Source organism: Viridibacillus sp. FSL R5-0888, assembly GCF_038009105.1.
In the GTDB taxonomy this organism is placed as follows: domain Bacteria; phylum Bacillota; class Bacilli; order Bacillales_A; family Planococcaceae; genus Viridibacillus; species Viridibacillus arenosi.
In genome coordinates, this window is record NZ_JBBPAU010000001.1 from 3,147,759 (window position 1) to 3,165,950 (window position 18,192).

General features: G+C 34.2%; 16 protein-coding genes. 6 read left to right on the top strand and 10 right to left on the bottom strand.

The window, feature by feature from the left end; all coding sequences use genetic code 11:
* Nucleotides 1–84: 84 nt before the first annotated feature.
* The 5 genes from MKY02_RS15740 to MKY02_RS15760 all read right to left on the bottom strand — a co-directional run bounded on the left by MKY02_RS15740 (nt 85) and on the right by MKY02_RS15760 (nt 4,999).
* A complete protein-coding gene (locus tag MKY02_RS15740) occupies nt 85–1,755 on the bottom strand; it encodes an acyl-CoA dehydrogenase family protein (RefSeq protein WP_340711506.1) in 1,671 nt (556 codons plus the stop codon).
* Nucleotides 1,752–3,257, bottom strand: a complete 1,506-nt coding sequence (locus tag MKY02_RS15745; RefSeq protein ID WP_340711507.1) for a class I adenylate-forming enzyme family protein — start codon at nt 3,255–3,257, stop codon at nt 1,752–1,754. The genes MKY02_RS15740 and MKY02_RS15745 overlap by 4 nt, the downstream gene beginning before the upstream one ends.
* On the bottom strand, nt 3,250–3,639 hold the full coding sequence (locus MKY02_RS15750) for a MerR family transcriptional regulator (protein ID WP_235175777.1): 390 nt from the start codon (nt 3,637–3,639) through the stop codon (nt 3,250–3,252). The genes MKY02_RS15745 and MKY02_RS15750 overlap by 8 nt, the downstream gene beginning before the upstream one ends.
* Nucleotides 3,640–3,795: 156 nt before the next feature.
* Complete coding sequence (locus tag MKY02_RS15755) at nt 3,796–4,824, bottom strand: NAD(P)H-dependent flavin oxidoreductase (protein ID WP_076065215.1); 1,029 nt, start codon at nt 4,822–4,824, stop codon at nt 3,796–3,798.
* 13 nt (nt 4,825–4,837) lie between these two features.
* Nucleotides 4,838–4,999, bottom strand: coding sequence for a hypothetical protein (locus tag MKY02_RS15760; protein WP_155981212.1), 162 nt, complete (start codon nt 4,997–4,999; stop codon nt 4,838–4,840).
* Nucleotides 5,000–5,281: 282 nt separating this feature from the next.
* Between MKY02_RS15760 and MKY02_RS15765 the strand changes: the two genes are divergently transcribed.
* From MKY02_RS15765 to MKY02_RS15775, 3 genes are all read left to right on the top strand, one after another.
* Nucleotides 5,282–6,055 (top strand): GNAT family N-acetyltransferase, encoded by a 774-nt coding sequence (locus MKY02_RS15765; RefSeq protein ID WP_038190877.1) that lies wholly within the window; start codon nt 5,282–5,284, stop codon nt 6,053–6,055.
* 48 nt (nt 6,056–6,103) lie between these two features.
* Nucleotides 6,104–6,319, top strand: coding sequence for a DUF3006 domain-containing protein (locus MKY02_RS15770; protein WP_038190881.1), 216 nt, complete (start codon nt 6,104–6,106; stop codon nt 6,317–6,319).
* Between the two features lie 909 nt (nt 6,320–7,228).
* The gene (locus MKY02_RS15775) at nt 7,229–8,953 is read left to right on the top strand and encodes a helix-turn-helix domain-containing protein (protein WP_038190883.1); all 1,725 of its coding nucleotides are present in this window, start codon (nt 7,229–7,231) and stop codon (nt 8,951–8,953) included.
* 50 nt (nt 8,954–9,003) lie between these two features.
* Here MKY02_RS15775 and MKY02_RS15780 read toward each other — a convergent pair whose 3' ends face one another.
* Entirely contained in the window at nt 9,004–10,188 is a 1,185-nt protein-coding gene (locus tag MKY02_RS15780) for a M20 metallopeptidase family protein (protein WP_340711509.1), read from the bottom strand.
* A gap of 10 nt (nt 10,189–10,198) precedes the next feature.
* Nucleotides 10,199–11,728: an AbgT family transporter gene (locus MKY02_RS15785; RefSeq protein ID WP_340711510.1), complete on the bottom strand. Its 1,530-nt coding sequence runs from the start codon at nt 11,726–11,728 to the stop codon at nt 10,199–10,201.
* A 461-nt stretch (nt 11,729–12,189) separates the two neighbouring features.
* Between MKY02_RS15785 and MKY02_RS15790 the strand changes: the two genes are divergently transcribed.
* Nucleotides 12,190–12,894 carry a class I SAM-dependent methyltransferase gene (locus MKY02_RS15790; RefSeq protein WP_340711511.1) on the top strand — a complete coding sequence of 235 codons (705 nt, stop codon included), beginning with the start codon at nt 12,190–12,192 and terminating at the stop codon, nt 12,892–12,894.
* A gap of 57 nt (nt 12,895–12,951) precedes the next feature.
* Here the strand turns inward: MKY02_RS15790 and MKY02_RS15795 are convergent, their stop codons facing one another.
* Nucleotides 12,952–13,398: a CoxG family protein gene (locus tag MKY02_RS15795; protein ID WP_038190892.1), complete on the bottom strand. Its 447-nt coding sequence runs from the start codon at nt 13,396–13,398 to the stop codon at nt 12,952–12,954.
* Nucleotides 13,399–14,061: 663 nt separating this feature from the next.
* The gene (locus MKY02_RS15800; RefSeq protein WP_076065252.1) at nt 14,062–15,225 is read right to left on the bottom strand and encodes a C40 family peptidase; all 1,164 of its coding nucleotides are present in this window, start codon (nt 15,223–15,225) and stop codon (nt 14,062–14,064) included.
* 326 nt (nt 15,226–15,551) lie between these two features.
* Between MKY02_RS15800 and MKY02_RS15805 the strand changes: the two genes are divergently transcribed.
* A complete protein-coding gene (locus MKY02_RS15805; protein ID WP_340711513.1) occupies nt 15,552–16,148 on the top strand; it encodes a metallophosphoesterase family protein in 597 nt (198 codons plus the stop codon).
* 37 nt (nt 16,149–16,185) lie between these two features.
* On the opposite strand, the gene MKY02_RS15810 is transcribed toward MKY02_RS15805, so the two are convergent.
* Nucleotides 16,186–16,938, bottom strand: coding sequence for an alpha/beta hydrolase (locus tag MKY02_RS15810; protein ID WP_038190897.1), 753 nt, complete (start codon nt 16,936–16,938; stop codon nt 16,186–16,188).
* A 304-nt stretch (nt 16,939–17,242) separates the two neighbouring features.
* On the opposite strand from MKY02_RS15810, the gene MKY02_RS15815 reads away from it, so the two are divergent.
* The gene (locus tag MKY02_RS15815; protein WP_076065221.1) at nt 17,243–18,148 is read left to right on the top strand and encodes a LysR family transcriptional regulator; all 906 of its coding nucleotides are present in this window, start codon (nt 17,243–17,245) and stop codon (nt 18,146–18,148) included.
* Nucleotides 18,149–18,192 lie beyond the last annotated feature (44 nt).

Sequence of the window (18,192 nt, forward strand, 5' to 3'; positions counted from 1 at the left end):
TGCTAATTTTCTATTTGAGGCGCTTTTTTTGATATTAGTAAATATGAACAAAAAAACTGCGAGAGTACTCCTCGCAGTTTTCCCTTATACAATCTCTTCAAAATATTGCACTGTTTTCATCGGGTCCCCTATTTCCCTTAAGGACCACACCTCATCTAAATACACTTCAGCAAGTTTCTCATATCGTCCACCATGTTTTACTGCCCATTCGATCGCTACTACACTTTCATAAACATGCGCCATTTTCTTTGCTAATTTTTTCGCCTCAAAACTTTGTAAATCGGCATCTAAACCCGCGAATTTAGAAAGTTCTTCTGTTAATAATTTTAGCTGAATAACGACAATTTGTTTTTGCTCATTATTTGTAATTTGCTGTAGACGTTTTTGCATAACATCCGTGAATACAGTATGTGCTGAGTATTTATTTACTAGACGGATTAATTCTAATCCTAGAATATTCGCAGTCCCTTCCCAAACCGTAAGAACTTGGGCATCACGTAATAATCTTGGTGTCACAAAATCCTCAATATAGCCATTTCCACCATGCATTTCAATTGCTTCATGTGCAAAATGAATTGCTTGCTCAGCTGTTTCCTTTTTCATAATAGCGATATACAAGCGGTTCAATATCACTTCTTTTTCCGTAGCTTCACCCGCTGTCACTCTTTCATAAAGTCCAATCAAATCAAATACGGTTGCTACTTCCACATGAAGTGTTGCTGCAAGCTTACCTAATGTATCTCGTACCATAGGAAAATCGGCCAATCTCTTGCCAAATGCATTTCTACGGGTTGCATAGTCTTTTGCCTCAAGTAATGCTCTGCGCATAATGCCAATAGATGCAACCGCATTACAAATCCGTGAGAGATTTAAAGCTTCCATCATATAGTAAAATCCTCTAGTAGGATCTCCCACAACAAAAGCTTCAGCTCCATCAAATTCTACTTCACCTGAAGGTACTGCCCTAACACCTAGTTTATCTTTCAAACGGCGCACACGTAAATGATTGACTTCTCCGTTCTCCTTACGCCAAGGTACTGCAAATAATGTTAATCCTTTTGAACCTCCTGAGGCCCCTTCAATACGGGCAAGCACCATTGCAACTCCGCACATTCCTGCGTTCGATGCGAAATATTTTTCACCATATAATCGGTAGTTGTTGCCTTCTTTTATTGCTTTTACAACATTGGCACCAACGTCTGAACCACCTTGTCTTTCTGTTAAAAACGTAGCCCCTTCAAATAATGGACCTTCCCCTGTAGAACAAACAGGTGTTAAAAAACGCTCTTTTAATGACTCATCTGCATAATGGTCTAATAAATAAGCTGTAGCCATAGTTAAAGTGACAGGACAATAAAAGCCCGGCTCAGCATGGGATAATAAATATCCTTGTGCAAAGCTATATGTGTAATTCCCTTTCACACCAAGCGCAGGAATCTCCTTATGCACATAGCCCACAATCCCCGTATCATAAGTCTCCTGTATAGTTTTTTTATAGCCATCATTAACCCATACTTCAGAAACTTCTTCCCCATATTTATCATATCGTTTCAATTTCGGTTCGCCTTCACGATCAGTATGTTTTGCACGTAAGTTGATTTCGTTAGCACATAATTCACCAAAAACGCTCAATTCTCGATTAGCATAATCTAAAAAATCTGCATCTAATGTTTTTTCTAGTATAAGTTGTAAAGTTTGGTTATCATGAAAGAAGTTTCGTGCTGTTTGCTCAGTTACATCCTGTAATACTTTCATTGAACTACACCTACATTTCTTAGAGGTTGTTTCAATATTTTTCCTGATGCATTTCTTGGTAGTGCTTCGACTTGTTCAAATAGCCTTGGCACTTTAAATTTCGCTAAATGCTCAGTTAAATAAGACTTCAACTCCTCTACATCGACTTGTTCAGCTGAAGCATATACAGCTTTTACAGTTTCCCCCCATTCAGGATGAGGGACTCCTACTACTGCAACTTCATGAATACCAACATATTGCAATATTTGTTCTTCAATCTCTTTTGGATAGATATTAACCCCACCTGAAATAATTAAATCTTTTTTTCTATCAACAACCCAAATGTACCCGTCTTCATCAAACTTAGCTAAGTCACCAGTTTTCAACCATTCACCTATAAATGCTGCTTTAGTCGCCTCTTCATTTTTATAGTAACCTAGCATATTACCTTCACCTAATAGAACAATTTCCCCTACTTCTCCTCCTGCTACATCCTCACCAATATCGTTAACTATACGTAGTTCTGTATGGAGTGGTGCACGGTGCCCTATGCTCCCTGCCTTATTTTCATGTTCATGTGCCATTAAAATCGAACCACTTGGCCCTGCTTCTGTTAAACCATAAACACATACCAAATTGTCAGTTTTAAAAGCGTGTTGTATGAACTCTACTTCTTTTTTAGATACTGGTGCACCACCATATACCCACCATTTCATTGAAGAAAGGTCAGCATCACTTAACTTTGGACTTTGTGCTGTTAATAGATAGGCTACCGGAGCTCCAAAGAAATGCGTCGTCTTCTCTTCAATAACCGTATCGATGAAAAGATCTGGTGTGAAAGTTGGTGTTAATACCGCGGTTGCTCCAACAATCATTCCAGCCATTAAAAATAAGTGTAAGGGAGCAGAGTGACTAAGTGGCATCATAAGGAGTAATCTGCTCTCTGGCTTCATCTCCATTTCTACACAAATCATCTGGGCAACTGTTAATATATTTCGATAACTAAATAGTACACCCTTTGGATTACCAGTCGTACCAGAAGTATAGAGAATAGTTGATTCATCATCTTCTTTTAAAGAACAATTTATTTCTTTATCTTTACTAGTAGCTACTAAATGCTCGAAACTTAACCATCCATCTTCTTCAGCACCTGTTTTAATTAGTAAACCTGGATTTTGTAATTTTTCGACTACAGGAAATAAAAGCTCATGAGTTATGAAAGCGATTGCATCTGAATGTTCAACAATATATTCCACTTCTTTTATTGAAAACTTTGCATTGATTGGAACAATTACAGCTCCTAGACGCTGTACGGCAAAATAGCTAATCATAAATTCCACAACATTCGGCATATATAAGACAACTTTATCCCCCTGTTTAATTTGCTTTTCTTGTAAAGCATTAGCAAATTGATTAACTAGTTGATTTAACTCTTTGAAATTGATTCGCTTGCCTTGACTTACAATAGCTTCCCCATGTGGATACTTTCTTGCATTGCGCGTTAATAATTGTGAACTATTCAATATAACTGCCTCCTTTTAAACTATTTAACTTTTCAGTAAAATCAAGATGTAGAGTTTCCAACTCATCTCGAATTTCCTGTAACTCCCGCATTTTCTCATCGATTTCAGCCATTTTTAATTTTCCATATGCAACGGTTCTTTCAAGTTGTTTTTTACCTGTTCTATCCTTGTCAAATAGTAAAACCATTTCTTTGATTTCCTCGAGTGAAAACCCGTATCTCTTACCTCTGAAAATCAGTTTTAGCTTTGCATAATCTGAATTTGTGTACATTCTTTTTTTTGCATTTGTCCGTTGTGGAGACAATAAACCAAGTTCCTCGTAATAGCGAATTGTCCGTGTCGTTACATCGAATTCTTTTGCAATATCTGTAATTGTCCTCAATAGCGCCACCATCCTAACAAGAACTTAGAAGCAGTATATCATTGACGTTAACGTAAAGTTCAACCAATAACTATTCTAGTTTTCTATGAAAATACAACAATTCATTAAACGAAAAGCGCACTACAAAAATGTAGTACGCCTCATAATTAATCTAAATCAATAGTCTTCACTTATAAAATGATGCACAATATCCGCTACCTTCCCGGGCTTAGCTAAATACATATTTTCTCCAGCCCACATTGATAGATATTCTGCTTTTCCTTCCTGGCCTGCTACTTTACGTAACTCCTTTGTTAAATCATTTTGAACTGGATAAGGAGCAATCGGTTGATTTGCCATGTAAGTCATAAAATCGTTTACAATCCCTCTAGCAGCTTTCCCTGAAAAAGCGGTTGTCAAAGCTGTTTTATCTTTTTCTGATTTTAAAATTGCTTCTTTATGTAGTGGATGTGCGCCACTTTCTTCAGTTGCTAGAAGCGCCGTACCAATCTGAATAGCTTCTGCACCTTCATTAAGTAATTCAAGCATATGCTTTTTTGTCATAATACCCCCAGCAGTAATGATGGGGATCTTTATTTTGCCGATCGTGTTTTTAAGTAGCTCCATTGTTGGAATTAACGTAAGAGGCTCTAAAAACGTCCCACGGTGGCCACCTGCTTCTCCACCTTGTAAAACTACAGCGTCTAATCCAGCTTGTTCCACCGCAATTGCTTCTTCTACAGTCGTAGCAGTGCCAATGCAATAAGTCTCATGTTTGTGTAAATAGGATATTGTTTCTTGATCTGGTATTCCAAAAGTAAAAGAGCAAATTTTCACACCCTCATCAACGACTACTTTTACCTGCTCGGCGAACTCACTGAAAGATAAAACAACCTTTTCTTCCGACAACCCAAGTTCTTGTTGAAATGGCTTTAATGCCTCGTACGCTTGTGCAATCTGTTCATCAGTTGCCTCAACCTGTTCTGGGACAAACAAATTTACTGAGAATGATTTGTCAGTCAAAGTTTTTACTTCTCGAATACTATTTCTAGTCGCTTCCGCATTTAAATACCCTGCACCAATAGAACCTAAAATACCCGCATTTGCACTTGCTGCTACAAATTCAGGCGTCGTCACTCCAGCCATTGGTGCTTGTAAGATTGGTTTATCTATCCCTAAAATATTTTGAACAAACAAAGATTCCATTACTGACTCCCCTTTATGTTTTTTTCTCACTTATTACTAACGCACCTAATATCGTCAGCGCTAATCCCCCCCAAGATAACGCTTCACTGTACTCAAAATTACGAAAGAAAAATTTCCCTGCTATAGTTAGTATACCGATGAATAATATAATGGACCCTACTATTTTGCGATTCATATCATCACATTCTTTCTGTATGGCTTTCCATCAAATTTATTATAACGAACTGTCAATACTTTATCATTTATATGTCCTTTACAATTCTCAGCTAAAATTACATTTTATTATTCATTTTCTCTACAATTTTAGTTGAAAATGCAATACGATATATTTTTATTTTTTAATATGTACTTGTAATCATCATATAAAAAAATAAATTCAATTATACAAATTGGAAAAATAATGGTAATATCGATAAAAGAGTTATTTACAATATTTTGTAGAGAAAGTAGGAATTCAATGATTTATGAAGCTGATATCAATGTAAGAAAAAAGTTAGTACCTATGTTCGAAAATATGGATAGTACTATTGTTCTCTCATGTCTACAAGGACATATGGGAACCGCTTGGGTTGACAACCTTGAAAATCCTAAAGTAGCACAAGTAACTGTGGGGATTTTTGTATTTTATGCTGGAAATCCTAATACAAAGGAAGCAGAAGAACTATTATTCAATCTACCTGATTATACACTTGCAATTGTTAATAATGATGAATGGAAACTACTAATTGAAAAAGTACATAAAGGATCTACAGAAAAATTCCAACGATATAGATTTGAAAAGGTTCCTGAACATCTAGATGTGAGCTATATAAAGAACTTATTATCTACACTACCAGAAGGTTATGAACTAAAAAAAATAGATAAAACTATAGTGAATGAACCATCTTTTCATGAGCTTTCTGAAGACTTTATAAGTCAGTTTAATTCTATAGAAGATTTTTTAGATAGAGGTGTTGGTTTTGCTATTTTAATTGAAGGGAAAGCTGTGTGTGGGGCCACATCATATAGTATTTATGATGATGGGATTGAGATTGAAGTTGCTACACACCCTGATCATATAAGAAAAGGCTTAGCAACAATAACAGCTTCTGCCTTGATATTAGATTGTCTTAACAGAGGAATTTATCCTAGTTGGGATGGTGCTAATATAGAATCTGTTAAATTAGCTCAAAAGCTCGGATACATTTTTAAAGAATCTTATGATACTTACTTTATCGATTATCAAAAATAAGCCCTAAAGTTATTTTGTTTTTATTCTATTTTTAAGGAGTGGCTCAGCATGAAAAGAGGAATCATTGATCGTTTTGAAGGGGACATTGCTGTTGTTGAATTTGAAAATAGTCTGGAAGATTTTTCACTTACTCAATTACCTAAAGGTGTTCAAGCTGGAGATGTACTACTGTTTGAAAATGGAGAGATCACAATTGATTCAGAAGGAAAAGAACAATTGGGAAAAGAAGTAGCTGATTTGATGGAAGAGTTGTTTGAGGATTAATCTTTACTTCAATTCCTTTTTTTGTTTAGATTGCTAATTAGCAGATTTTTATTTTATTACATCGAAGATATGACCTTGGATTTATAAGAAGGCTAAAATGTGAAAAAATTAATTTCAAGGGAGATATTTAGTTGTATCATTACCGGTATAGGTTTATATTTTGTTTTTTTAGAGTATTAAATGTCTCCATTTTCTATTACTTTTAATTTGTTTGTCGTTTCTTTCTCTTGATATTTTATACAATATAATAGAAAAAAATAACACCCCCTATTCCCCATAGGGGGTGTTATTTATCCATCCTCATAGCAAAAATATTTTTTTCTTCTACAGCTGATATTCACTATTTTTATGTATCAAAACTACACTATTTCTTCCTGAAGGCGAACTTGTAAATCTTTCAAACTTCTTTACTTATAAAGGCGAAATAAAGGAAATTATTAAGGATTTTTGAAGATTTTATTCAAGACAATAGAAATTCAAGTGGTTTTCTACATCTTCTCTTATTCATCCCCCCTAATTCCAAGATTTATATTTTATCAGGAAAACTAACATTGCTGGAATCACTATCTTAGTCATTTTCAGTAACCTTTTTCAATTATTTTCTAAATTATCGGAATAATTATGATAAAATAATAAATACAAGCTATATTCTTGGATATTCTAGGTATTATATTAAATTTGAGCTCTTGGAAGCTACATCCATTGAATTATTGTGAAAACGAAGCTGGAGAATTCATATATATTCAACTTATTTTCAAGGTATATCTCTGGTTGTAAATCAATATTCTTAAACAGTCTATCAGTTTAAAGTGTCTTAGGAAATCTCATTTCATTCATAAGATGTTCCTACTTTTTAAATCTATTTCAGCGTCTTATAAATAAACTAATTACATAAATGGAGTTCATAATATGCATGTTAGAGAAAATGGATTAATAAAGCAATGGCAAGCCTTTATAGAAATCACCAAAAACATCGAAAACACTACAGATGTTCAAAAAATAATTGAAGTCGTTATCGACACAATCGATAAAGCAGACGGAGGATTCCTACTTTTATGGGATGCAACACAAGAAACTCTCATTATTGAAGCTGCTGTTAATTTTAAAGAAGAATATTATATTCAGAGCAGGCTCGCTTCTGGAGAAGGGATATCTGGCACTGTGTTTAAAACTGGAAAAACGTTAGTTATCCATGGTGAAAGCGCAGTAAAGAAAGCAATGAGTAATATGAAAGAACCTAACTATCAATATTACTTAAAGTCTTCCGTTCAGCAGGTCCCACCAAAAAGCTGCCTTTCAGTACCTATTACTTATAAGGATAAAAAAATAGGTGTCTTAACTTTAGATAATTTTTTCTCTAATGATTATTTCACTGAAGAAGAAATAGGGTTTGTTGAAGCAATTGCTACTCAAATTGCAATAGTCTTCATCCTTAGCCAAAATCTTGAGGAAAAAGAAAAACGTGCACAAACTTTGAGCTCAACTTTAGCATCTCACCATAGTTTAAATGAAATTATTTTAAATGCACGTGATACAAAACAGATTATTTTATCATTAGCTAGTATGATTGACAAAGAACTTCTGTATTTTGATGCAGAGGGTCACTATTTGTTTGGTAGCCATAGTAGTACTAATATGAATCTCCCGACGATAATAGATTGGATAGAACTATCACTTTATCAATTCCCATCAAAAAAACAGTATTTTCAAGTTTCTTTGCCAAATGAATTGACTGGATACATTTTTAAAATATCCTCTTTATATGGTATAACCGGTTATCTTCTAGTTATTTGCCCAGCAAATTCACTAGATGTCTATTCAAAATTAACACTATCTCATGGCACTGCAATAATGGCTATTGAACAAATGAAGGAGCAAAAATTTTTAGAATCAAAAGTCCAAGAAAGAATGGCACTCTTTCAACAATTACTGATTTCTCAATCAGATCAAACATTAAATACGATGTTTGATGATACATACTTTCAAGCGTACTGCTTACTTTCTTATAAGCAGGAAGGTTTTAACGAGGCGAATTATGCAAACACATTAAATCTAGAGTCACAATATCAAAATAAATTCCGACCAATTGGGAACTGCATATTTTTCCCACATAAAGATTCTTTAATCATTTTAATTGCCTTAAGAGATCAACACGAGAATATCGAAAGCTCCCTTAATAAATATATTACTCTACAAAATAATGAACGAATTTTAATTGGTCGAGTTATCGCAAATATTGAAGGGATATTTGCGTCTTATCAGGATCTAGAACTTTTACAAAATACTCAACACTTAATAGATGGAACAATTATTTCATATAAAAAACTTGGAATATATCGTTATCTACTATCCATGTCTTCCATAGAAAAACAATATTTTGTTGAAGAAATATTGAATCCTATTTTACCCTCTCAAGATAACCAACGTACTAAAAACGACTTATTAGATACACTTATTAATTATTTTCATTGTCATAAAAATGTTGCTCAAACTGCAGAACGAATGCATATGCACCAAAATACAGTCTATTATAGAATCCAACAAATAGAAGAAAAACTCCAACTCGATTTAAACGATATTCAACATGCCATGAATATACAAGCTGCTTTATTTTTATATAACCAGCAACCATAATAAATCCACGAGACTAAAACTCTCGTGGATTGTCATTTCTATATATTCTATTAGTTGTTCTTGTTTTCAAGCAAATATTTCAGTGTTGCAGCACCTAAAGTATTTGCAGCTATTAACATAGAACGCTCGTCAATATTAAATCTAGGATGATGATGAGGGTAAACCTCTTCCCAATTCGGATCTTTCGCACCTGTAAAGAAGAAAGTACCCGGTACATGATTTAGATAATAGGCAAAGTCTTCACCACCCATTACTGGCTCACATACACGAAGTTCATCCACACCTGGAACTTGTGTTGCTAGGTCCATAATGAATTCCGTTTCTTTCGTATGATTAACAACCGCAGGATACCCACGTACAAAGTTATATTCATAATCTGCTTTTGTTAAATAGCATGAAGCTTTTAAAACTTCTTCAATTTCTTTTTCCAATAAATCACGTGTATCCTCATCAAATGTACGAACCGTACCTTTCATATAAACAGAATCTGCAATTACATTAAAGGGATTTAGTGCTTCGATATGTCCTATTGATACTACAGCTGGTTTAATCGGGTCTACACGGCGAGCTACTAGTTGCTGTATATTTGTGATAAATTGAGCAGCAATAACGATCGAATCCTTTGTATTACTTGGATCAGAACCATGTCCGCCCTTTCCTTTTACAGTAATATAGATTCCATCAGCTGCTGCCATTAAAGGACCATCTTTTATCATTAAATTCCCTAATGGTTCAGGGGCCCATAAATGTGTACCAAATATAACGTCTACTCCGTCTAAACAACCATCTTCTATCATTGCAATTGCCCCACCAGGAGCAAGTTCTTCAGCGTGTTGGTGGATAAAAACGATTGTTCCTTCCAACTCATCTTGAAGCTTGTTTAACACTTTAGCTAATACTAAAAGTGTTGCTGTATGTCCATCATGTCCACATGCATGCATAACGCCATCTACTTTGGATTTATAAGGGATATCATTTAGTTCTTGAATCGCTAAGGCATCAAAGTCTGCTCGAAGTGCTACAGTTTTACCTGGTTTTGCACCATGCAATTTAGCAACTACACCTCGTCCACCGACGCCTTCAGTCACTTCATGTCCAAGGTTACGATGATATTCAGCAATATATTTCGGTGTATTTACTTCTTCAAATGATAACTCTGGATTTTCATGTAGGAAACGTCTAATTTCTATCATTTCTCCATAATTCTCTTTCAATAAATCATATAATTTTTCCATATAATTTCCCTCACTTTAAGTAAATTGAATCACCAGGTCCAAGTGGCAATCCTAATAAGAACCAAATACTAAACAACAAAATCCATCCAATCGCAAAGATAACTGAGTATGGTAGTAAAGCGGAAATCAATGTTCCAATACCGATATTTTTATCGTATTTTTTAGCAAAGGCTAAAAGAATTGCAAAGTATGCAAGCATTGGTGTTATAGGATTCGTTATCGAATCCCCTACACGATAAACTGCCTGTGTTAATGCTGGACTATAATCTAAGTACATGAACATTGGAACAAAGATTGGTGCTAATAATGCCCATTTAGCTGAAGCACTTGCAATTAGCATGTTTATACTTGCACATATTACGATAAAGCCAATTATCATTGGTAAACCTGTAAAATCCATCGCTTGTAATACTTCAGCACCTTTAATCGCTAAAATTGGACCTATATTACTCCATCCAAAATAAGCAATCATTTGGGCTGCTACAAAAGCTAATACAATAAATGAAGCCATATCTGCAACAGATTTAAACATTTTCTCTGCAACATCTTTGTCACTCTTAATATTCTTTGTGACAATCCCATAAGCTAAAGCTGGTAACAGGAAGAAAAATAACATGATTGGTACAATACCCGTCATAAATGGAGAAGATAAGAAACCACCTGTTTCAGGATCACGTAAAATACCATTAGATGGTACAACCGTAATTAATAGAATAATAACATATATTGCGGTTACGATACCTGCCCATTTTAAGCCTTTATTTTCAATAGGAGTAATAGGTTCAAGTTTTTCCAACTCACCGTTAAATTCTCCAAAACGTGGTATCGTAAATTTATGTGCTACAAATGTTCCTAAACCTACTAAAACAAATGTTGAAGCAATTAGGAAATAATAGTTCATTGTTGCACGACCAGTATATTCAGGATCTACTAGATGTGCTGCAGATTCTGTGATTCCAAGTAACAGAACATCAAGAGAACTAATTAACAAGTTAGCACTAAAGCCACCCGCAATTGCGGCATATGTAACGACTAAACCAACAAGTGGATTTCGTCCAATACTCATAAAGATTAAAGCAGCAATTGGTGGTAAAACTATGAATGCTGCATCTGCTGCTAAGTTTCCAACCAATCCTGTTAATATTAAAAATGGAATAATCAGTTTCTGTGGAGCACTCATCACAGATTTTTTCATCAATGCTGCGATTAAACCTGTTTGCTCTGCTAAACCGATACCAAGCATTGAAACAATAACCATTCCAAGAGGTGGAAATGATGTGAAATTTGACTGCATTTCACCTAAAATACGTATTAATCCTTCTTGATTAAGTAAATTGATAACGGCAATACTCTCATCTGTTCCGGGTTTCACAGCCGAAACATTGAACTTAGCCATTATCCATGACAATCCCAAGATCAAAAACGCCATTATAACAAAGAGCGTCACAGGATCAGGTAATTTATTTCCCGCTTTCTCTACTCCATCTAAAAATCGTTCAATTATCTTCTTTTTTGGCTTTTCGTTCATCGTTTTCGTCATCAAAAACCCCCTTTTTCTGAATATTTAAATGATAATGAATAATAAGTGATATTGATATAGTGTAAAACATGAAATTCTCTTGTTGTTTTTGGAGATTTCTCTAAAAAGACAAAAGAGTATATGTCCATGTATCATTTCGAATACTTAAAATATTTTAGAACTTCCGCTGAAATACTATTGTAATAATTGTAAAAATATTTTCTTGTTAATTAAGAGGAAACCACCTAAAACCCATTTAAACATGTTCTATTTTAGTTTTATAAAACCATCGTACAATCCATCTATACTTTCTGTTGAGTAGCATTCATGATACCCTATGATTATTTAAAGAGCTTTTAGTTGTACTCTCTACAGTTAACACCCTTTACTTTTAATATACAATTAATGTATTTGTAACCATAATACACCCAATTGTTGATAAGATAAATTAGCAAGATAAACCAATTGAAAGGGGAGAAAGTATGGAGAACATTAAGAATTATGATGATTTAAAAAATATGTTAGACAGTTTACTACGAGAACCCGAACAATTTTGGGATGAGTTTTATTCAAATCGTGAAAAGAGGATTCCCTTCTTTGAAAATAAACCAGATGAAAACCTAGTCAGTTATTTTGATCGAAAACTTTTAAACTCTGGTCATGCATTAGAGTTAGGATGTGGACCTGGTAGAAATGCAATTTACCTAACTGAAAAAGGCTATAAGGTAGATGCAGTAGACTTATCTGTAGAATCATTGAAATGGGCTAGGGATAGAATGATTGAAAAAAATATTACAATCAATTTTATTAATCATAATATTTTTGATTTATATATAGAGGATTCAAAATATGATCTAGTTTATGATTCAGGTTGTTTTCATCATATTGCACCACATAGGAGAATGGATTACATAGATTTAATTAAAAAATCGCTTAAGCAAAACGGATACTTTGCTATTAACTGTTTTATCGAAGATGGACCTATTGGAGGTTCTAGTATTTCAGATTGGGAAGTGTATAGGATAAAAAGTTTACAGGGCGGCTTAGGATTTACAGAAGAAAAGCTAAGAAGGGTTTTTCAAGACTTTGAGTGTATTGAAGTACGAAATATGAGAGTAGCCGAATCAAATGAACCCGTTTTTGGTATAGACGGACTACTAACAGCTATTTTTCAGAAAAAGTGCTGAAAGCAGAAATCTAAAAAAGCCTCTCCAAATGGAGAGACTTTTTGACGGTTTTAGCTATTAAACTTGAACTAATCTGATTTTATTAGCTACACGTTCAGTTAGCATAGTTGTTGCTTTTGGTAGTACCGCTTTGAATACTGGATTTAGGACTGGTGCTACTAAACCACCAGCATTTACTTCTAAGAAACCGACCATCTCGGTTTTTTCAGCTTCTAATGCTGTTGCTTCAAAATATCCGTTTCCAGTAAATTTATCTGTTAAACCAATAAGGTTAAATGTAATTTTAGTTGGCTCTATCCAATCAATAATATCTATTTGTACTTTCACAGTTTTTTTCAAGACACCGACATTTCCAGCAAATGTCCAAGTAGATTGACGATCATTGATGATTTCATGTTCTCTATATCCAGGTACAAGTGTTGCCCATTTCTCCATATTGCTTACAAAGTCCCAAACTTCAGTTGCTGGTAATGGAATTTCTACTGCATGTGACGCTGTTGCCATAATCGTTCACTACTTTCTCTATTGAATATTTACAATTACTAGTATAGCGAAAATCTCTTAAATAATCGACAAATTAATACATATCCAAAGTACTTTTTATCCTCCTATTTGATTAATAAGTAAAATAATATTATAGCTACAATAGCATGTTTATAATTTTATAAACTATTAAACTCACACCTAGTATGTCTTAATACCTAAAAAATCTAATCATTATCCAATATTGGATAACGATTAATTTCCTCGCATTAGCCAATCACCACATGATACTATATATCTTGAATCAAAAGATGGTATTTTCGTGATACCTAAATATAATATTTGATTTTTAAACTCAATGATCATTTCGCTAAAAGAAATCTATTTTCCCCTAGTCATATACCCTATTATTTTATTAATAAACCAAAGTCCTCAACCATTTTGCGTCAAGTTCTTTTCTCAGCTACTAAAATTTAGCCAAAGCCAATAAGAAACCTTTTCATTCATAACAAATTTCAGGAAAAATTAATTATTGATCATTTTAGCTATGAAGTGCTGGCCACGGATATGCACGTACGATTAGTGAAGTCTATTTTACATATCCAGATAAACAAAAAATCACTTTATTTTATTACTTTTCTCATAAAAAAAGCTCTTTTATGAACAAAGAGCTTTTAGAATTGTTTAGTTTACACCAGAGACACGGCCAAATCCTACTAAATATTGGTTCCACCAATCTAAAGATTCAACAACTACACCATTATTTTGTGCATCTAGCATTCTATTATTTCCTAAGTATATTCCAACGTGTGCAACACCTGAACCGTAACTAAAGAATACTAAATCCCCAGCTTTCGCACTGCTACGATCAATTTTTTCAGTTGCTAGATACTGCTGTGCTGCTGTTCTTGGAAGAGAGTATCCTGCTTGCTTGAATGACCATTGTGTTAAACCTGAACAATCAAACCCTGAAGTTGGATTGCTCCCACCCCATACATAAGAAGTACCTAAATATTTACTAGCTTCTGCAATGGCTTCTGTTGCAGCTTTTGAACCTGAAACATTTGGTTTAGATTGATTGCTGTCATTTGGACTACCACCATTACTGCCATTCCCAGAGTTATTTCCATTACCAACATTATTATCATCACTTACAAATCGTGTATTCTGAAGGTCTTTTAACTTCTGAGCTTCTTCTTCTTTTTCTTTGAGCTCTTTTGCAATACGTTCTTCCTCTTTTTTAGAGGCAATTTGTCTTTTTAGCTCTAATGATTTAACTTTATTTTCAGCCTTTTTTGTTTCAAGTGCGCTTTCTTCCTCTTGCATTTGTTGGAATTGTTTTTGCAATTTTGCTTGTGTTTTTTCTAAATCATCTTTTTGATCAGCCAATTCTTGTTTATCAGCTTCCTGTTCTTCTAACAAGTTTTGATCTGCATCAATAATTGTTTTAACACTCATTGCTCTACTGACTAAGTCTGTAATACTGTCAGATCCAAGCACTGCCTCTATGTATGGGCTAACTGTGCTATCATTTTTTTGATAGGCTTTAAGTCGATCGTCGATTATTTCTGAACGATTTTCTATACGCTCTTCAGTTTCCACAATAGATGCATTAACTTTTTTCAAGTCTTTTTGAGTTACTTTGTAGTCTTCCGTCTTTTTTTGTAATTTCTTCTTTAAATCTTTAATCTCATTATCTAGCTTTTTAATTTTCTTATCTATCTTTACTTTTTTTTGTGTCATTTCTTGTGATGTTGCTGCATCTGCTTGTAGAGGTTGCGCGGTGTACATAAAGCCGCTTGTTAACGCTAATGTCATAACCGCTGTGCGGCCCCATTTCGTATTCATCTTCAAACTTAGTCAACTCATTTCTCTAATCTTTATTTCATATCCCAATTTTCTCACTCATTTATTCTACCATGACTTGAAAAAAATGGGCACTGAATATCCCAACCTTAATAAAAGCGTAATTCGTGTCATGTTTTTGTAACAATTAGGTAATTTTGTCACCTTACTAATATCGGTACCTTACACATGTGTTTAATAAATGCTTTATAAAGTGATTACATTTATCGACAAGTAGCTATACTATTTTTAACTGTTAATAATTATTTTACCAGCAATTTAATGTATGCTATTATTTCTACTATATTTTTGAAAGGATGATTACCTAAATGAAGTATGCATTGATTGGAGATTTGCACTCGTGTTTTGAAGATACTAACGCAGTTTTACAGCATATAAATCAAACGGCTGAAGATGCCACAATCATTGGTTTAGGTGATTTATTTGAATGTAAAATAGGTAAAAAAAGAGCAAAAAACATTAGGGGACTAGCATTTGACGAGGCTGCTGAGCATTCAGAGCACTTTAGCAATTTGCTACAGTTCCCTTCTGTTCGAGGAAATCAGGAGGAACGCATTATGCAAGTAACGGGTCTCCGAACTTTTCATGAACTTCCGGAGATTCTAAAAATTGACGGTGCGCACATTATACATGGACATCAATTTAAGTGGTCGTTAGATTGGAAACCCCTGTTAACAGATGCTAAACAATCCGTCTTCTTTTTTGGTCATAGCCATGATTCCGCATTTTATAAAAAAGGTAAAAGAAAATCTTTTACTTATGGTAAACCTATTCAATTGAAGCAAAAAAAATACGGGGTTAATGTTGGTGCTGTAATAGGTTCTAGAGAATGGTGTCTATATGATTCAACAGCGCGAACTGTTACATTTATGAAAGCAAAACAAATGAAAAAGCACTCGAGTTAGTATAATAACTCGAGTACTTCTCTTAGGTTAGAAATTATTAGTTGGCGATAGACCAATCAATTTGATCAAGGAAATCCGTTACATCTTCACACACTTTATCGCGTTCTTTACCTGTTGTAATGATGTGTCCTGATTCTTTATACCAGATGATATCTTTTTCTTCAGCATCAACTTGTTCATAGATAAAAGGTGCACTTTCTTGGTAAATCGGCGCATCTAGAGCACCTTGCATAACTAATGTCGGTGCTGTAATTTCATGTAAGTCTTCACAAGTTTCTTCTGTGATTTTTTGAATATCATTTAAAGAGCCTTTTGGCGTTGCTTTTAAACTTTCAAGTTCAGCAATGATTTGTTCTCTTGTTTTACCTTCAAATGATTTATATATTTTAGCATAGTCATATAGGCGATCAAAAAGCCCATCAGTATTTTCACGTTTGATTGGTGCACACATTGATACTACGCCTTTTACTGGGAACTCTTCACCTACGCGTAATGAGAATACTGCACCAAGTGAAATACCAACTACTGCAATATCTTCGTACCCTTGGTCTTTTAAATGGTTATAGCCTGCAACAACATCATTCCACCAGTCTTCAGGACCTGTTTCAAGTAATTCTTCAGGTGATCCACCATGACCTTTATACATCGGTGCATGAACTGTATATCCTCGATCTTGCAAATATTTTCCTAATCTTTTTACATCCTTTGTACTTCCTGTAAAGCCATGAAGTAATAATACTGCTTTACTTCCTCCTTCAAGTGTAAAAGATTTAGGTGCGACTAGTTTCATTTTGACTATCTCCTTTGTAATCGACAAGTAATTAATTTTTGGCTTTCGCCATTCCGTTTATGTAAAACATATTTAATTTAATTTTCTTTAAAAACTCTATAGAGTATTAGAAATGTTTTCATTTCTATTTAAAAACAGACTTTCGCAATAAAATATCCCCTTAAAAATGTCAATATTTTTGTTGTGTCTATTTTATGTCTACCTCATATTAACATTGACGATTAATAATGTATAATTTATAATTCTTATCATTATCATGCATAAAAGGTATCAATTGATTCACTATAAAAAAGGTGGTCTTTTCATGGAATGGCAACAACTCGAATACTTCCAAAAACTAGCTAACATTCAACATATGACCCGCGCAGCTGAGCTTTTATCTATATCACAACCTGCACTTAGTCGCTCTATTGCACGACTTGAAGATGAGTTAGGAGTACCATTATTTGAAAGACAAGGACGTTCTATTATTTTAAATCGTTACGGCGCTATGTTTTTAAAACGTGTAAATAATATTATGCAGGAATATCAGGATGGTTTACATGAGATTCAAGAGCTCGTCGACCCAAATCAAGGTGAAGTTTCACTTGGCTTTTTACATACACTAGGTACAAATGTAGTACCTGATTTAATACGGCTATTCCGCAAAGAATTCCCTGATATCCATTTTCAACTTATTCAAAATCATACACATACACAATTAAAACAACTAAAATCAGGCGAGCTTGATTTATCTTTGCTAGCAGCGATGGAAGTCGAAAAACCTATCCAATGGACTGAATTATGGAGAGATGAGTTGTATCTGATTGTGCCGATTTATCACCCACTAGCTATGAAGAAGAGTATTACACTTAAAGAACTAGCTGATGAATCATTTATTTTGTTAAAAAAAGGGTACGCTTTACGTATTACGGTTGATGAAATTTTTGAGAAGGTCGGAATTACACCTAAAATCACTTTTGTAGGTGATGAGGTAGGGACTGTTGCAGGGTTTGTAGCAAATGGACTTGGCTTTTCATTGTTACCGGACGGTGAGGAAATTAATCCTAGGAAAATTGCTAAAATTCATATCAGTGATGTGAAATGTGAACGTATTATTGGCATGGCCTGGGCAGAGGGGCGCTATTTATCCCCTGCTGCAAAGCAATTTCAAAAATTCATACTGGATTTCTTTGAGGCACGAAAAAAAGCAGCAAAAGAGCATAAATAGGCCCTTTTGCTGCTTTTACTTTGGTATAAAGATAGATTTAACTT

Coding starts and splice junctions, on each gene's coding strand:
- MKY02_RS15765 (WP_038190877.1), top strand. CDS start 5,282: ATGATTTATGAAGCTGATATCAATGTAAGAAAAAAGTTAGTACCTATG.
- MKY02_RS15775 (WP_038190883.1), top strand. CDS start 7,229: ATGCATGTTAGAGAAAATGGATTAATAAAGCAATGGCAAGCCTTTATA.
- MKY02_RS15805 (WP_340711513.1), top strand. CDS start 15,552: ATGAAGTATGCATTGATTGGAGATTTGCACTCGTGTTTTGAAGATACT.
- MKY02_RS15810 (WP_038190897.1), bottom strand. CDS start 16,938: ATGAAACTAGTCGCACCTAAATCTTTTACACTTGAAGGAGGAAGTAAA.
- MKY02_RS15815 (WP_076065221.1), top strand. CDS start 17,243: ATGGAATGGCAACAACTCGAATACTTCCAAAAACTAGCTAACATTCAA.
- MKY02_RS15755 (WP_076065215.1), bottom strand. CDS start 4,824: ATGGAATCTTTGTTTGTTCAAAATATTTTAGGGATAGATAAACCAATC.
- MKY02_RS15770 (WP_038190881.1), top strand. CDS start 6,104: ATGAAAAGAGGAATCATTGATCGTTTTGAAGGGGACATTGCTGTTGTT.
- MKY02_RS15780 (WP_340711509.1), bottom strand. CDS start 10,188: ATGGAAAAATTATATGATTTATTGAAAGAGAATTATGGAGAAATGATA.
- MKY02_RS15740 (WP_340711506.1), bottom strand. CDS start 1,755: ATGAAAGTATTACAGGATGTAACTGAGCAAACAGCACGAAACTTCTTT.
- MKY02_RS15800 (WP_076065252.1), bottom strand. CDS start 15,225: ATGAATACGAAATGGGGCCGCACAGCGGTTATGACATTAGCGTTAACA.
- MKY02_RS15795 (WP_038190892.1), bottom strand. CDS start 13,398: ATGGCAACAGCGTCACATGCAGTAGAAATTCCATTACCAGCAACTGAA.
- MKY02_RS15760 (WP_155981212.1), bottom strand. CDS start 4,999: ATGAATCGCAAAATAGTAGGGTCCATTATATTATTCATCGGTATACTA.
- MKY02_RS15790 (WP_340711511.1), top strand. CDS start 12,190: ATGGAGAACATTAAGAATTATGATGATTTAAAAAATATGTTAGACAGT.
- MKY02_RS15785 (WP_340711510.1), bottom strand. CDS start 11,728: ATGACGAAAACGATGAACGAAAAGCCAAAAAAGAAGATAATTGAACGA.